General features: G+C 67.5%; 11 protein-coding genes and 2 pseudogenes. 6 read left to right on the forward strand and 7 right to left on the reverse strand.

What is annotated here, in order from left to right:
* From mrdA to Y694_RS09420, 4 genes and pseudogenes are all read right to left on the reverse strand, one after another.
* A partial coding sequence (mrdA, locus tag Y694_RS09405) for a penicillin-binding protein 2 (RefSeq protein WP_036231829.1) occupies nt 1–1,964 on the reverse strand: 1,964 nt, incomplete at its 3' end.
* 28 nt (nt 1,965–1,992) lie between these two features.
* Nucleotides 1,993–2,514, reverse strand: a complete 522-nt coding sequence (gene mreD, locus Y694_RS09410) for a rod shape-determining protein MreD (RefSeq protein ID WP_011827682.1) — start codon at nt 2,512–2,514, stop codon at nt 1,993–1,995.
* A complete protein-coding gene (gene mreC / locus Y694_RS09415; RefSeq protein WP_036231831.1) occupies nt 2,511–3,446 on the reverse strand; it encodes a rod shape-determining protein MreC in 936 nt (311 codons plus the stop codon). Before mreC ends, mreD begins: the two co-directional genes overlap by 4 nt.
* Before the next feature lie 141 nt (nt 3,447–3,587).
* Nucleotides 3,588–4,630: pseudogene (locus tag Y694_RS09420) on the reverse strand (rod shape-determining protein).
* Between the two features lie 287 nt (nt 4,631–4,917).
* Between Y694_RS09420 and gatC the strand changes: the two are divergent.
* From gatC to gatB, 3 genes are read left to right on the forward strand one after another with little or no spacing between them, the layout of a single operon-like run.
* Nucleotides 4,918–5,217, forward strand: a complete 300-nt coding sequence (gene gatC, locus Y694_RS09425) for an Asp-tRNA(Asn)/Glu-tRNA(Gln) amidotransferase subunit GatC (RefSeq protein ID WP_011827685.1) — start codon at nt 4,918–4,920, stop codon at nt 5,215–5,217.
* On the forward strand, nt 5,214–6,704 hold the full coding sequence (gene gatA, locus Y694_RS09430) for an Asp-tRNA(Asn)/Glu-tRNA(Gln) amidotransferase subunit GatA (protein WP_011827686.1): 1,491 nt from the start codon (nt 5,214–5,216) through the stop codon (nt 6,702–6,704). Before gatC ends, gatA begins: the two co-directional genes overlap by 4 nt.
* Nucleotide 6,705: 1 nt before the next feature.
* Nucleotides 6,706–8,154, forward strand: coding sequence for an Asp-tRNA(Asn)/Glu-tRNA(Gln) amidotransferase subunit GatB (gene gatB / locus Y694_RS09435; protein WP_036231833.1), 1,449 nt, complete (start codon nt 6,706–6,708; stop codon nt 8,152–8,154).
* Between the two features lie 33 nt (nt 8,155–8,187).
* On the opposite strand, the gene Y694_RS09440 is transcribed toward gatB, so the two are convergent.
* Nucleotides 8,188–8,886, reverse strand: a complete 699-nt coding sequence (locus Y694_RS09440; RefSeq protein WP_231497612.1) for a hypothetical protein — start codon at nt 8,884–8,886, stop codon at nt 8,188–8,190.
* 42 nt (nt 8,887–8,928) lie between these two features.
* Nucleotides 8,929–9,632: pseudogene (gene pyrE / locus Y694_RS09445) on the reverse strand (orotate phosphoribosyltransferase).
* Between the two features lie 28 nt (nt 9,633–9,660).
* On the opposite strand from pyrE, the gene Y694_RS09450 reads away from it, so the two are divergent.
* The 3 genes from Y694_RS09450 to Y694_RS09460 all read left to right on the forward strand — a co-directional run bounded on the left by Y694_RS09450 (nt 9,661) and on the right by Y694_RS09460 (nt 11,937).
* On the forward strand, nt 9,661–10,452 hold the full coding sequence (locus tag Y694_RS09450) for an exodeoxyribonuclease III (RefSeq protein ID WP_036231836.1): 792 nt from the start codon (nt 9,661–9,663) through the stop codon (nt 10,450–10,452).
* Between the two features lie 31 nt (nt 10,453–10,483).
* Complete coding sequence (locus tag Y694_RS09455) at nt 10,484–10,702, forward strand: hypothetical protein (RefSeq protein ID WP_011827691.1); 219 nt, start codon at nt 10,484–10,486, stop codon at nt 10,700–10,702.
* A gap of 170 nt (nt 10,703–10,872) precedes the next feature.
* A complete protein-coding gene (locus Y694_RS09460) occupies nt 10,873–11,937 on the forward strand; it encodes an acyltransferase (RefSeq protein WP_081782213.1) in 1,065 nt (354 codons plus the stop codon).
* A gap of 288 nt (nt 11,938–12,225) precedes the next feature.
* Here Y694_RS09460 and Y694_RS09465 read toward each other — a convergent pair whose 3' ends face one another.
* Nucleotides 12,226–12,621, reverse strand: coding sequence for a hypothetical protein (locus tag Y694_RS09465; RefSeq protein WP_036231843.1), 396 nt, complete (start codon nt 12,619–12,621; stop codon nt 12,226–12,228).
* Between the last annotated feature and the right edge of the window lie 741 nt (nt 12,622–13,362).

A 13,362-nucleotide genomic window follows, 5' to 3' on the forward strand; every position in this document is an offset into this window, starting at 1 on the left:
GCGGTCGTGACGGCGCCGGGCGTGAACGGCATCAGCGGCACCTCGGCGGCGAGTCGCGGCGTGCCGACCGGCGGACCGGCTTGGCCCTTCTGGACCAGCGCGATGTCCTCGGCGTTCGGGTAGCGCCCCGTCAGCACGAAATCGAGCACGCGCCGCGCGATCGGCGCGGCCGCCTCGGCGCCGAAACCGGAGTTCTCCACGATGACGGCCAGTGCGACCTGCGGGTTGTCGACCGGCGCGAAGGCGGTGTAGAGCGAATGGTCGCGCAGGTAGTCGGCCATCTTGCTCTTGTCGTACTTCTGGTCCTGGCGAATGCCGACCGCCTGCGCCGTCCCGGTCTTCCCACCACTCGGGTAGCTCGCCCCCATGAAGACGCGCGTCGAGGTGCCTTCCTGCGTCACGCCGTGCAGCGCCTTGCGGACCACCTCCACGTGATCGGGCTGCAACGGCAGCGGACTCAGCGCCTCGGCCGACATCAGTCGGGTCTCCCGGGTTGCCACATCCTCGATCTCGCGCACCAGCCGCGGCACATAGCGCTGCCCGCCCGATACCAGCGTGGCGGTGGCGGTGGCGAGCTGCAGCATCGTGAAGTTGTTGTAGCCCTGGCCGATGCCGAGCGAGATGGTCTCGCCGGCGTACCACTTCTGCAGCTCCGGCTTCTTGTAGTACTTGCGCTTCCACTCGGTCGAGGGCAGCACGCCGGTGACCTCGCCGTTGATGTCGATGCCGGTGCGGCGGCCGAAGCCGAAGGGCTCGAGCTGCTCGTGGATCAGGTCCACGCCCATGTCGGCGGCCAGCTGGTAGTAGTAGACGTTGCTCGACTTGACGATCGAGCGGTTCATGTCCACCACGCCCAGCCCGCCGTCACCGTGGCTGCGGAAGCGGTGGTTGCCGAACATGAAGACGCCGTTGTCGTAGGTGGTCTGCTGCGGCGTGCGCTTGCCGGATTCCAGCGCGGCGATCGCCATGAAGGGCTTGAAGGTCGAGCCGGGCGGGTAGGTGCCGCGCAGGGCGCGGTTCAGCAGGGGCTTGTCGATCGACTCGTTGAGCTCCTTCCAGCTCTCCGAATCGATGCCGTCGACGAACAGGTTGGGGTCGAAGGTCGGCTTGCTGACGAAGGCCAGCACCTCGCCGGAGCGCGGGTCGATCGCGACCAGCGCGCCGCGCCGGTCGCCGAACAGCTGCTCGACCATCGCCTGCAGCTTGATGTCGATCGACAGCCGCACCGTGTTGCCCGGCGTCGGCGGGCTGGCCCGCAGGCGCCGCACCGCGCGGCCCGAGGCGCTGGTCTCGACCTCCTCGAAGCCGGTGATGCCGTGCAGCTCGGCCTCGTACTTCTGCTCGATGCCGAGCTTGCCGATGTAGTCGGTGCCCTTGTAGTTGGCCGCATCGTCGGTCTCGTCGATCGCGTCCTTCTCGGCCTGGTTGATGCGGCCGATGTAGCCCAGCACATGGCTGCCGAGCTCGCCATAGGGGTAGTTGCGGAACAGCCGCGCCTTGATGTCGACCCCGGGGAAGCGGAAACGCTGCGCGGTGAAACGCGCCACCTCCTCGTCGCTGAGCTTGGTGCGGATCGGCAGGGACTCGAAGCTCTTGGCGTCGTCCATCATGCGCTTGAAGCGGCGACGGTCGCGCGTCGTGATGTCGATCACTTCCTGCAGCGCATCGATGGTGCCCTCCAGGTCGTCGATCTTCGACGGCGTGAGCTCCAGCGTGTAGGCCGAGTAGTTGTTCGCCAGCACGACGCCGTTGCGGTCGAGGATCAGGCCGCGGTTCGGCGTGATCGGCAGTACCGTGATGCGGTTGCTCTCGGCGCGCGTGGACAGCTCGTCGTGCCGCAGCACCTGCAGCGTGACCAGGCGCGCCGTCACCAGCCCGAAGCCGAACAGCACCAGCGCGCCGGCGGCGATCAGGCGCAGCCGGAAGCGGCCCAGCTCCTGGTCGACGTTCTTGAGTTCGGTCACGGTCCTGTCCGGCGTTGCCGCGCTGCGGTCACAGCGGTCGATTCTCGTCCCGGTCCGGCGCACGGCGCTGCGGCGCCAGCAGCAGCACGGCGGCCACCGGCCACAGCAACGCTTCGATGACCGGCGCGAACACCAGGTTCCACCCCGGGAACACGCCGCCGGCCGCCAGCCGGACCAGCACCGAGACCGCGTGCGCCGCGACGAACAGCGGCAACACCTGCAGCGCCTGGCCGAGCACGGAAAACCACAGCAGGCGGCGGTGGATGGTGGTGGCGAAGAAGCTCAGCAGCGTGTAGGCCAGCGCGTGCTGGCCCAGCAGCGCGCCCTGGTGCACGTCCATCAGCAGGCCGAACACGAAGGCCGCGCCGATGCCCACGCGGCGCGGCTGGTGCACGTTCCAGAACACCAGTGCCAGCGCCAGCACGTCGGGCATCGCGTTGACGCGGCCGAAGGGGATGAGGTTGAAGGTGAGGGCCAGCAACAGCGAGCCCCACATGAACACCGGGTTGACCGGCAGCAGCAACTGGTCGGAACTGCGCGGCATGATCATCGGCGCGCTCCCGGTCGGCGACGCGGCGCGGCTTCGCTGGCCGCCGGCTCGGTGGGACGGGGCGGCAGTTGCAGGCCGAGCGGCTGCAGCACCAGCACGTGACGCACGCTGTCGGGCCGCGCCGCCGGCGCCAGCGTGACCTTCGCGAAGGTGGTGCCGGCGCGCCGGTCGACCGAGACGACCTTGGCCACCGACAACCCGGGCGGGTAGACACCATCGACGCCCGACGTGTTCAGCACGTCGCCCGGTTCGATGTCGGCATTGCTGGCGAGGAAGCGCAGTTCCATGCCGGCGCCCGCGGCGACGGTGGTCGGGTCGCCGTAGGCGGCCGCGCGGGCCTGCGTGCGGACGTTCAGCACCGGGATCGCGGCGTCCTTGTCGGTCAGCAGCGTCACCTCGGACGCGAGCGGGTAGACGCGCGTGACCTGGCCCAGCACGCCCGCGGCATCGATCACCGGCGAGGCGGGTGCCACACCGTGTGTTGCGCCGCGGTCGATGACGATCTTGCGCGTGTAAGGGTCGGCGGCCTCGTACAGCACCTCGGCCGCCTCGGTGTTCACCGTGAACTGCGGGCGCAGCGCCAGCAGTTCGCGCAGTCGCTGGTTTTCCTCGGTCAGCGGGCCGACGCGCGCCGCCACTTCGGCCTGGGCGGCCAGCCGCACCAGCGCTGCCGTCTCGCGCTCGCGCGCGTCGGCGATGCCGGTGAAGTAGTCGTGCACCGTGTCCCAGGCACGGACCGGCACCAGCAGCACGCGCTCGACCGGGTGCAGCGCGGTGGCCAGTGCCGCCCGCAGCGGCAGCGTGAGCTTGAAGCGCGTGTCGGCCACCATCAGGAACAGGGCGAACGCGGAGAAGAACACCAGCTTCGTCAGGGCCGACATGCCCTGCTTGAAGAACGGCGGCGGGGTGCGATCGAGGGTGCCTAGAGGCATGGCGCTCGGCGGTGAACGAAGAAGCCGGCCACGTGGGGCATCGGGCCCCTGGGCCGCGGCTTGCCGCAGCCGATCCCCCAAGGGGATGGCGCCCGGCTTGGGGCGGCCCGGCGCTCGGGCGCTCGCGCCGGCGCCATCGACTTACTCGGAGGTGAAGATGCTGCCCAGACGCTCCATGCGCTCCAGTGCCATGCCGCACCCGCGCACCACGCAGGTCAGCGGGTCCTCGGCCACCAGCACCGGCAGGCCGGTTTCCTCGGCCAGCAGGCGGTCCAGGTCGCGCAGCAGCGCGCCGCCGCCGGTCAGCATCATGCCGCGCTCGGAGATGTCGGCGCCGAGTTCCGGCGGTGTCTGTTCCAGTGCGTTCTTGACGCTGGAGACGATGTTGTTCAGCGGGTCGGTCAGCGCCTCGAGGATCTCGTTGCTGCTGATCGTGAAGCTGCGCGGCACGCCTTCGCTGAGATTGCGGCCCTTGACCTCCATCTCGCGCACCTCGGAGCCCGGGAAGGCCGAGCCGATCTGCTTCTTGATGGCCTCGGCGGTCGGGTCGCCGATCAGCATGCCGTAGTTGCGGCGGATGTAGTTGATGATGGATTCGTCGAACTTGTCGCCGCCGACCCGGATGCTGCCCTTGTAGACCATGCCGCCGAGCGAGATGACGCCAACCTCGGTGGTGCCGCCGCCGATGTCGACCACCATCGAGCCGGTGGCCTCGCTGACGGGCAGCCCGGCGCCGATGGCCGCGGCCATCGGTTCCTCGATCAGGTAGACCTCGGAGGCACCGGCGCCGAGCGCCGACTCGCGGATCGCACGCCGTTCCACCTGCGTCGAGCCGCAGGGCACGCAGATGATGATGCGCGGGCTGGGCTTGAGCACCGAGCGCGGATGCACCATCTTGATGAACTGCTTGAGCATCTGCTCGGTGACGGTGAAGTCGGCGATCACGCCGTCCTTCATCGGCCGGATGGCCTCGATGTTGCCCGGCACCTTGCCGAGCATGGCCTTGGCCTCGGCGCCGACGGCTGGATGGTCTTCTTGCCGTTGGGGCCGCCTTCGTGACGGATCGCGACGACCGAAGGCTCGTCGAGCACGATGCCCTTGCCACGCACGTAGATCAGCGTGTTGGCGGTGCCGAGGTCGATCGCGAGGTCGGTGGAGAAATAGCGTCGCAGGGAGGCGAACATGTCTTGGCGTTTCTGCAGGGCGCCGCAGCGAGGAAGCCGGGGGCTACGAGGGCTGCGCCGCCTGGGTATGGGGAGGGGCGGTGTTCGAAGCGATCTGGGCCAGCAGGCCGGTCGCGATGTCTGCGCCCCCACTGCGCTCGTCGCGTAGTGAACGCCTCCATCCCGGCCGGGTGAGGAACTCCGAAGATAATACCGCACGGTCCCAGCGCGACGCCCGCGAAAAGCGGCGTTGAATCGCGGCAGTTCTCTGGCGCAGGGCCGTTGCATCCCTCCATTTCGACCCTCCCATGGCCCTGACCCCCACCGACGTGAGCCGCATCGCCCTGCTGGCCCGGCTCGAACTCAGCGAGGCGGAGCAGTCCGCGATGCTCAGCCAGCTGAACGGCTTCTTCGACATCGTCGAGCGCATGCGCGCCGTCGACACCACCGGTGTCGCGCCGCTGTACACGCCGCTGTCGGCGGTGCAGGAAGTCGCGCTGCGGCTGCGCGAAGACGCGGTCACCGAGGTCGACCAGCGCCAGGCCAACCAACTCAGCGCACCGGCCGTCGAGGCGGGGCTGTACCTCGTGCCCAAGGTGATCGAATGAGCACCGAGCTGCACCAGCTCGGCGTGGCCGACCTGTCGGCCCGTCTGGCCGCCAAGACGGTATCGACTGCCGAAGTCACGTCACACCTGCTTGCGCGCGTTGCTGCCCATGAACACCTGGGGGCCTTCCTGTGCACCGATGTCGAACTGGCGCTGCAGCAGGCCCGCGCGGCCGACGAGCGGCGCGCCCGTGGCGAGACCCTCGGCGCGCTCGACGGCGTGCCGCTGGCCCACAAGGACATCTTCGTCACGACCGACTTTCCCAGCACCGCGGCCTCGAAGATGCTGGCCGGTTACCGCTCGCCCTTCGATGCAACGGTCGTCGCGAAGCTCAAGGCGGCCGGCACCGTGACCTTGGGCAAGCTCAACTGCGACGAGTTCGCGATGGGCGGCAGCAACGAGAACTCGGCCATCCGGCCGGTCCGCAACCCCTGGGACGCGGAGCGCATCCCGGGCGGGTCGTCGGGTGGCTCGGCGGTGGCGGTGGCGGCGCGGCTGGTGCCGGCCACCACCGGCACCGACACCGGCGGCTCGGTGCGCCAGCCGGCCTCGCTGTCCGGCGTGACCGGCATCAAGCCGACCTACGGGCGCTGCTCGCGCTACGGGATGATCGCCTTCGCCTCCAGCCTCGACCAGGCAGGCCCGATCGCCAAGAGCGCCGAGGACTGCGCGCTGCTGCTGGGCGCGATGAGCGGCTTCGACGAGCGCGACGCCACCTCGGCGCAGCAGCCGGTGCCCGACTTCGCCGCGCTGCTGCGTGCCCCGCGCGACGGTGCAAGCGCCGGCCGGCCGTTGCACGGCCTGCGCATCGGTCTGCCGCGGGAGTTCTTCGGTGCCGGCGTGGCCGGCGACGTGACGCAGGCGGTACGTGCTGCACTGGCCGAGGTCGAGAAGCTCGGCGCCACGTTGGTCGACGTGAGCCTGCCGCGCACCGAGCTGTCGATCCCGGTCTACTACATCATCGCCCCCGCCGAGGCGAGCTCCAACCTGGGCCGCTTCGACGGCGTGCGCTACGGGCACCGCGCCGCGCAGTACGGTGACCTGCTCGACATGTACCGCAAGAGCCGCAGCGAAGGCTTCGGGGCCGAGGTCAAGCGCCGCATCATGATCGGCACCTACGTGCTGAGCCACGGCTACTACGACGCCTACTACCTGCAGGCGCAGAAGCTGCGCCGCATGATCGCCGACGACTTCCAGGCGGCCTTCGCCCACTGCGACCTGATCGCCGGTCCGGTGGCGCCGACCGTCGCGCGCCGGCTGGGTTCGCAGACCGACCCGGTGGCCGAGTACCTGGCCGACATCTTCACGCTGCCGGCCAGCCTGGCCGGACTGCCGGGCATGAGCGCGCCGGCGGGATTCGGCGAGGGGGGGCTGCCGGTCGGCCTGCAGCTGATCGGCAACTACTGGCAGGAGGCGCAGCTGCTGCACGCCGCCCACAGCTTCCAGCAAGCCACCGATTTCCACCTCCGGACGCCGGAGGGCTACTGACATGAACGTCGCCCCCGCGCTGATCCGTGGTTACGAAGTCGTCATCGGCCTCGAGACCCACACCCAGCTGTCCACCGCGTCGAAGATCTTCTCCGGTGCCCCCACCGCCTTCGGCGCGGCGCCGAACACCCAGGCCTGCGCGGTCGACCTGGCTCTGCCCGGCAGCCTGCCGGTGATGAACCGCGGTGCGGTCGAGCGCGCGATCCGCTTCGGCCTGGCCGTGGGCGGCCAGATCGCGCCGCTGTCGATCTTCGCGCGCAAGAACTACTTCTATCCCGACCTGCCCAAGGGCTACCAGATCAGCCAGTACGAGCTGCCGGTGGTGCAGGGCGGCACAGTGGAGTTCTACCTGGCCGACGTGCCGCACCAGGTGCGGCTGACGCGGGCCCATCTCGAGGAAGACGCCGGCAAGTCGGTGCACGACGCCTTCGACGGCCTGAGCGGCATCGACCTCAACCGCGCCGGCACGCCGCTGCTGGAGATCGTCTCCGAGCCCGACATGCGCTCGTCCAAGGAGGCGGTCGAGTACGCCAAGGCGCTGCACGCGCTGGTGGTGTGGCTGGGCATCTGCGACGGCAACATGCAGGAAGGCAGCTTCCGCTGCGACGCCAACGTCTCGGTGCGCCGGCCCGGCGCGCCGTTCGGCACGCGGCGCGAGATCAAGAACCTCAACAGCTTCCGCTTCCTGCAGCAGGCGATCGACTTCGAGATCCAGTGGCAGATCGACCAGATCGAGGACGGTCTCGCGATCCGGCAGGCCACCGTGCTGTTCAACCCCGACAGCGGCGAGACGCGAGCGATGCGCACCAAGGAAGACGCGCACGACTACCGCTACTTCCCCGACCCCGACCTGCCGCCGCTGGTGATCGCGCCGGAATGGATCGCGCGCGTGACCGGCGAAATGCCGGAGCTGCCGCGCGTGATGGCGGCGCGCTTCGAGCGCCAGGACGGCCTGGCCGCCTACGACGCCTCGATGATGACGCAGAGCCTCGCGGTGGCGCGCTATTACGAGGCCACGAAGGCGGCGGGTGCGCCGGCCAAGCTGGCGGCGAACTGGCTGATGGGCGAGCTGTCGCGGCGGCTCAATGCCGAGGAACTCGGCATCGATGCGAGCCCGGTGAGCCCGGCGACGCTCGCGGCGTTGATCGCCCGCATCGCCGACGGCACGATCTCGAACAACGGCGCGAAGCAGGTGTTCGATGCGCTGTGGAACGGCGAGACGGAGGTCGACGCGGTCATCTCCGCCAAGGGCCTGAAGCAGATGTCCGACAGCGGCGAACTCTCCGCCATCGTCGACGCCGTGCTCGCCGCGAATCCGAAGTCGGTGGACGAATACCGCGCCGGCAAGGACAAGGCCTTCAACGCGCTGGTCGGCCAGGCGATGAAGGCGAGCAAGGGCAAGGCCAACCCCACGCAGCTCAGCGAGCTGCTGAAGAAGAAGCTCGGTTGACGGCGGAGAACGGCGGTCTCCGGCCGCCGTGGCTCAGGGCTTGGGCTGCGGTGCGGCCTGACCGGCCAGCGCCGACTGCGGCAGCGGGCCGAGCGATCCCGGATCGGCGCCACCCCACAGCCGCTTGAGCCGGTCCAGTTCGGCGTCGAACAGCGCCGTGATGCGACCGACCTCGGCCTGCTGGTTGACGATCAGCGCGCGCTGCGCCTCGATGCTCACGTCCACCGACTCGATCTGCCCCTTGAGCTTGCCCGGCAGGTTCTTGCCCTTGTAGAACTCGGCCTCGTCGAGCAGCGGCTTGCGCTCCTTCTGCAGGTCGGCCAGGCGCTGCTCCGAGGCCTGGATGCCGCTGCGCGTGGCGTTCAGCGCGGCGTCTCGGGCCTTGTTGTGCGCGGCCTCGTTCGGAAAGCGCGCCAGCAGGTTGCGATCGCGGCGGATCGCCTCCTGCTTGTTCGCGCGCTCCTGCGCCTTGCGGCGCTCGGCCTCCTCATGCACCGCGCGCTCGTCGGACGTGAGACTGGGTTGCAGCACGGTGCGCAGCGAACCATCGCTGTTGAGCACGCGCTGCTCGCGGTCCATGCATTCGGCGATCGGGCGGTCGCGCGTGAGGGTGCGGCCGGCGGCATTGGTGCAGGTGTAGATGGCGCTGCCGTGCTTGACCTCCTGCGACGAGGCGTCCACCGCCAGCGACCCCAGCACGCCGAGCATCAGGGCGGCGTTCAGTCCGCGCACACGACAGATCCTCATCCCGCCCGCTCCCCGTTCCTTCATGTCTCAGACGCCGTAGCGATCCCGGTAGGCTGCACCCGTGGCAGGTGTTGTGCCAGCGCCGGGTCAGCCTGGCGCGCCAGATACTGCAGCAAGTCCGACAGCGTCGCAATCGCACAGACCGCCAGGCCGAGTTCGCGCTGCACGAACTGCACCGCGGAGTGATCGGCATCGCGCACGCCGTCTTGAGTGGTTTCGGTGGCCCGCTCCTGGCGGTCGAGCGCGATGGCCACGCCGCAGGGTTCGGCCCCGGCGGCCCGGATCATCGCGACCGACTCGCGCACCGAGGTGCCGGCTGAAATCACGTCGTCGATGATCACAACGCGGCCGTGCAGCTTGGCGCCGACAAGGCTGCCACCCTCGCCGTGGTCCTTGGCCTCCTTGCGGTTGTATGCATACGGTAGGTTGCGGCCGAGGCGGGCGAGCTCGATCGCCACCGCGGCGGCCAGCGTGATGCCCTTGTAGGCCGGGCCAAAGATCATGTCGAAGGCCAGGCCGGAAGCCTGCATCCGGCGTGCATAGAATTCGGCGAGGCGGCCCAGCTTGGCGCCGTCGTCGAACAGCCCGGCGTTGAAGAAATACGGAGACAGGCGCCCGGCCTTGGTCTTGAATTCGCCGAAGCGCAGCACGCCGGCCTCGACCGCGAAGGCCACGAAGTCCTGTGCGAGGTCGTCTCGCGCCGCAGTGCCCGGGCCGCCGAATGTGCTCATCTGGACATCTGAAATAGGTAGGTGCGTTGTGTTGCGTCTGGTCTCGCTCAATCTCAACGGCATCCGTTCCGCGGCCAACAAGGGCTGGGTCGAATGGGCCGAGAAAAGCGCGATCGATTGTATGGGCGTGCAGGAGCTCAAGGCCCAGGCGGCCGACCTGGGCGGGCGTTTCGACCAGGTGGCCGGCCTGAAAGGCCACTTCCACTATGCCGACAAGAAGGGCTACTCCGGCGTCGGCCTGTACACGCGCGGCACGCCGAGCGACGTGGTCACCGGCATCGGCGAGCCCGAGTTCGATGCCGAGGGGCGCTACGTCGAGGCCCGCTTCGACACGCCCCAGCGCAAGCTGTCGATCATCAGTTGCTACTTTCCCAGCGGCTCCAGCTCCGACGAGCGGCAGCAGGCCAAGTTCCGTTTCCTGGCCCTGTTCTACCCTTACCTCGAGCTGCTGAAGGCGACCCGCGAGTTCATCCTGGTGGGCGACGTGAACATCGCGCACCGCGAAATCGACCTGAAGAACTGGAAGAGCAACCAGAAGAACAGCGGCTTCCTGCCCGAGGAGCGTGCGTGGATGAGCCGCGCGCTCGACGAACTGGGCCTGGTCGACGTGCACCGCACGCTGCGACCCGACGACACGGGCGAGGCCTACACATGGTGGAGCAATCGCGGCCAGGCCTGGGCCAACAACGTCGGTTGGCGCATCGACTACCACCTGGCGACGCCGGCGCTCGCCGCGCTGGCGCGTTCGGCGTCGGTCTACAAGGCGCAGCGCTTTTCCGACCACGCCCCGTTGACGGTCGATTACGAACTTTCGCTGTGAACCTGCACGGCGTTTTCCCAGGAGATTTCTCATGCGCACCACGGCCCTGATCGTCGGCGTCTTGTTGCTTGTGGCGGGCGGGCTGATCTCGGCCGGCGTCCTGAGCTTCGACAAGGAAGAAACCGTGGCGAAGCTCGGCCCGCTGGAGATCACCACCACCGACCACAAGAAGCCCGCTCCGGTGGTGGGCTACCTGCTGCTCGGCGTGGGCGCGCTGGTGCTCGTGGCCGGGTTGGTCGGCAGGAAGTGAACGGGTGTCGATCGTGGTCTGGGCGCTCCAATGACGCGGCTCGAGGCCGCTGAGCCGACGCGGGCGACCAACGCCCCTCCCGATCTGACGGAGCTGACGAGCCTGCGTTTCATCGCAGCGCTCGCAGTGTTGGTACTGCACTACCGAGACTTTCTGGGTCCGCTGCCCGGCTGGGTCCTGCGCGGCATCGTGGGAGGCAGTACGGCGTCACCTTTTTCTTCATCCTCAGTGGTTTCATCCTCACCTACCGTTATCACGGTTGGTTCGCCACAGGGGTCGGCGACGTCGCGTTCTGGCGATTCCAGCGCCTGCGCGTGGCGCGTCTCTATCCGGTCTACCTGTTCGGGCTGCTGCTCGACACACCGTGGCATCTCATCGAACGCGCACAGGTCAGCCAACTGGCCGCCGTTGGGACCACCTACTGGGCTTCTTGGCTGCTCAATGCGGTCGGCCTGCAGGCCTGGGTGCCTGCGGTGCCTTTTGCGATGTTCTGGAACACGCCGGCCTGGAGCGTGTCGGCAGAATTCTTCTTCTATGCGAGCTTTCCGTTCCTGGTGCATTGGCTGAGTCGGCGATTGCGGTCGACGGCATGCCTCGCTTTCGCCTTCGTTCTGGCCGTGTGTGGCGGCATTGCGCTGTACGGTGCGGTGATCTACACGATGAACTATGTCGTTGCGGTCGGTGCGGAGGCGCAATACATCGTGCTGGTCTACAACCCGGTGCTGCGTTTCAGTGAGTTCGTCGCCGGCAGTTTGGCGGGGTGGTATTTCGTACGGATGCAACACCAGCCGGACGGCCTCCGGCACCGGGGCGCTTCGCTAGGATCGGCGCGCAATGTGGTCGTCATGGTGGCCCTCGCCGCCATCGCGGCGCGTGTCTGGATGCCGGACTACACCGGTCCCGATCGCTGGGTCTGGTTGCTCGACGTGTCGGTCAAGTACGGTAGCTTCGTACTGCCGTTCACGGCTCTGATCCTCGCGGTCGCCTCGGGACATACAGTTCTGAGCGGCTTGCTCCTCAGGCCTTGGATGGTCGCGCTCGGTGAGGCCAGCTATGCGCTTTACATCATCCACTGGTCAGGGGTGACGATCCTGAAGATGGGCTACTTCGGCGGGAAGCCCTCGTGGGCGGTGGTTGCCGTGTTCCTGTTCGGCACGGTTGGTGCATCGGTGCTCTGCCATCGATGGATCGAGGCGCCCTGGCGAGCGAAACTGCGCGGACCTTCCGTCTTTTGAGAGGGCGCTTGCGCACGCCGCACGGCAACCCGGTCTGACCCTTGGCAACTCTGAGTCGACCCTTGATTCCCAATGAATCAACGGCTTGGCGCGGGAGCGTGGCGGGGACCCGCCCGTGCGCTGTGTCGCCTGACTAGGGAGTGGTTCGTCGACGATACGGTTGCGTCGCAATTCTGTGTCGACCCGCGACGCTGGCGCTGCGCAACTACGGTCAACAAAGCGCGGTCTAGAACCCTCGGACGGTCCGGTGCAATACATCTGCCCCGGCCGGTCCGGAGAATTTAAGCGTCAGCCCATGACAACGGGTACATCTTCCGATTCGTCGTCGCCATCGTAGCGGTTGTCCAGGCCCCACGGCCCGCCATTGATTTCAAGGGCATGGGCAACGCTCTCTATCAGCTCGTCCGGGTACTGGCCGTTGAACTCCTCGCGTAGCTCCTCGGCCATATCCACGTCGGGCCAACTAAACCCGTTGGACGACTCGTTGTCATAGAACGCGAAGTCGATCAATGGCGTGTACTTGCTACGCGCCCAGGCCTTCATGGTGTCGGCGCCTTCATCCTCGTCGATCGTCTTGACCGCGTGTTCTTCGACAAATTGCCCGAGGTTTGGCTTCTTCAGGACAAGGTCTAGAACATGGTCGATGTAGGTCCACTTTATCGGCGCGAGGTGCTTGTGAAGCATCGACCAGTTCTTGAACGCAAGACTGATCGCGATCTCGTTTTGGTGCCAGCCAAGGGTTTGCCTGCCTGGTCAGCCTTTTTGACCATCTTGGCGTAGCGTCGCATCAGGTCGAGCAAGTCCTGGCCCGACAGATAGTCGAGTGTGGAGAAGGTAACGGATGCCATCGTGAACTCCAGTTGGAGCGCATTTGACGAGCACGGCCCGCAGTACTCACGCGCTCATGGAGGGCACGCGAAGGGGAAAACCGAGATGCATCAAGCTTCGCCAGAGCGGGCCGGCCAGGCTTTCTCGTAAGCCCACCGGCACTATGCCATAGCCGGGCATGGAAGGTAAAGATCGCGGCGGACCGCGTCCACAAGATCGGCCACAACGATCATGGGCAGTAGGGACAGATGGGCGGCCTTGCCGTCTTCGCCGACAAACGCGCAGGCTGCCACCCTTTCACGACGCGTACGAGAGAGGCAGGTGCGGGTTCGGGCTGGTGTTCATCGACGTTCCTGAAGTTCGGTTCTGGCGCGACGCCAAATGGCGCGCGTCTGCTGTATCGGCAACTCGTATACGATGCTTTAACGCCGTTTACGGTGTTTTCAACTCATCCTGTTTGTGTAGATCGCTATCCTTCGAGGATGAAATCGAAGCCGGATACCGCAGCGTGCACCGTTTCGGGTCGAGTCGACACTTAGTTGCGACGGCGACCTCGGAACGGGCGATGGACGGTCGACACAGAGCGGCGAAATTCGA

This window comes from Methylibium sp. T29-B (assembly GCF_000576225.1).
GTDB lineage: Bacteria > Pseudomonadota > Gammaproteobacteria > Burkholderiales > Burkholderiaceae_C > Methylibium > Methylibium petroleiphilum.